Source organism: Sphaerochaeta sp. S2 (assembly GCF_016406725.1).
GTDB lineage: Bacteria > Spirochaetota > Spirochaetia > Sphaerochaetales > Sphaerochaetaceae > Sphaerochaeta.
This window is the reverse complement of the sequence record NZ_JAEKNT010000214.1, coordinates 1-2186: the sequence shown is the minus strand read 5'-3', so window position 1 is coordinate 2186 and position 2186 is coordinate 1. Positions and strand designations below refer to the sequence as shown.

2 protein-coding genes and 1 pseudogene are annotated in these 2186 nt (G+C 42.7%); all 3 read left to right on the top strand.

Annotated features, from left to right (window positions below):
• On the top strand, positions 1 to 629 hold a 629-nt coding region (locus tag JF818_RS06030; protein ID WP_198891097.1), incomplete at its 5' end, for an EAL domain-containing protein.
• Positions 630 to 796: 167 nt separating this feature from the next.
• Positions 797 to 1951 (top strand): ROK family transcriptional regulator, encoded by a 1155-nt coding sequence (locus JF818_RS06025; RefSeq protein WP_198891095.1) that lies wholly within the window; start codon positions 797 to 799, stop codon positions 1949 to 1951.
• Positions 1952 to 1994: 43 nt separating this feature from the next.
• Positions 1995 to 2186 (top strand): annotated as a pseudogene (locus tag JF818_RS06020) (carbohydrate ABC transporter substrate-binding protein); the annotation flags it as partial.

The following is a 2186-nucleotide window of genomic DNA, read 5'->3' as shown; positions in this document are numbered from 1 at the left end:
TTGCAGAGAAGACAAAACTCATCATCCCCTTGGGCGATATCATCATCCGGCAGGCATTCCAGTTCTTGAAGCAGTTGGAAGAACATCATGTAATGGATTGCACGGTCTCCATTAATATTTCTGCCATCCAGTTGATAAAAGAGGGGTTTGCTGAGCATATCATCCGCTTGATGCATTCAATGGATGTGAACCCAGCTTGTGTTTGTTTGGAGCTTACCGAGTCCATCTTTGCCTCTAACTTCCAAGAGATCAACAGGGTTCTGAAAACATTGCAACACAAAGGGGTCAAGATCTCAGTTGATGATTTTGGCAGTGGATATTCCTCTCTTTCAAGGGAGCGTGAGCTCTATGTCAATGAATTGAAGATTGACAAGTCATTCATTGATAAATTGATGTACCTCTCTGATGATCAGGCCATCACCGGAGATATCATATCCATGGTTCATAAATTGGGGCACAGTGTGGTAGCAGAAGGGATTGAGCATCAGAGACAGCTTGATTATCTGAAGCGAAACAATTGCGACAAGGCCCAGGGTTTCTTTTTCAGCAAGCCCCTGAATGCATCTGATGCCCTGGCATTGGTGGCAGGGCATACTGCTCGTCGATTCTTTGAACATCTGTTGAAGTAATACAGAAAGAGTTACCTGTCTAAATACCATATATAATACTTGTGTTAGTTCATTTTGTGTATAAAATATTATAATATATAAAGATGTTATTCTTCTTGACGTGGAATTCCAAGGGGGTATACTGTACCTAGGTTAGTACAAAAACGAACAAACTAGGAGTATCCCCCTTGTCTGAACCAAGAAGATCACGACTAATAAACTCCTCACGGATAATCCATCGGCTTTGGATAGAAGATCAACTCAGTCGTGCCGATTTAGCTGTAAGGCTTGGACTTACCAAATCTTCCATTTCAAACATAGTCAATGATTTGATAACGCTTGGAATTGTGACTGAGAATGAAGTCCTCGAAGCGAGTCCAAAGGGAGGGAGGAGAGCGATAGGGCTTACCCTCAATAAAGCATACTTTCATGTTATTGGTATAGAAATTCGCTCTGATTCCTATACTGCACTCTCCATTGACTTGGAGGGTAAGGTGCTTTTCTCACAAACCAAACCAAAAGGATTTACTGCCAAGACATTCAAGGCTGAAGTATGTAATCTCATTGAATATCTCTGTAAAGACCTCGAGGAGATGCAAAGACATCTATTGGGAATTGGCATCGGCTTCTCTGGCGTAATTGATGCAGAGAACCAAACAATCTATCGCTCGGTCTCTCTTGATTTCCAACAGCCTTTTGACTTTCAGAAAGAGATTGCCTCACACTTTCCCTTTCCCGTCATCCTGGAAAATGATGCCAACTGTGGAGCATGGGGAGAGGTAGTATTCCAAAGGAAACAAAAGCTAAAGAATTTTCTATTCGTGCTCATTGAATTCTGGAAACGCTACGAAGTACAAACAGCATCCCCACAGCCAACCATTGGTTTAGGGTTTGGATTCGATGGAAAAATCTATCGAGGGAGCAGCAGCCAGGCCGGTGAATTCAAGAGTGTATGTAATCGAGATCCTGATTCTTTACAACAAGTGCAGATTGCCCAAGGAGTCTCTGTAAGCGAAGATCGGGAAGCCTTGCGTAATTATATCCAGGAAATTTGCCAGAATCTGGCTTTCCTTATCAATACATTGGATATTGGGCATGTATTCATCGGGGGTACGATTGAACCTTTCGCTTCTTTCATGCCTGAGATGTTAAGAAAAGAAATACGATCAAACTCCTTGATCCAAAGCGAAGAGAATTGCCAAATCCAGTTTTCATCATTGGGATATGATGCAGTTTCATTTGGTGCTGCTGCCCTGGTTCTCGATAAGGTATTGATGAATCTGGAACCGCTCAGTGAGAACACTGCCAAGCAGGCTGTTCCGCTCTTTCACTTGTTGTCATAACGTTAACACCCTCGAAGGGGGTGAGAAAAAATGGAGGTCCTGTATGAAAATGAAACGATTGTTGATTTTAGCATTCGTGTCTTTCTTGATTCCCTCCCTGCTCATTGCTGCAGGGACAAAGGAAGCGGCAACGGATGGAGTGATTGAACTTTCTGTATATCACTACCTCGATCAGACAGATAAGACTACTGCACCTAATTTCCAACATTTGGTGGATGTCTTTGAAGCCGCAAAC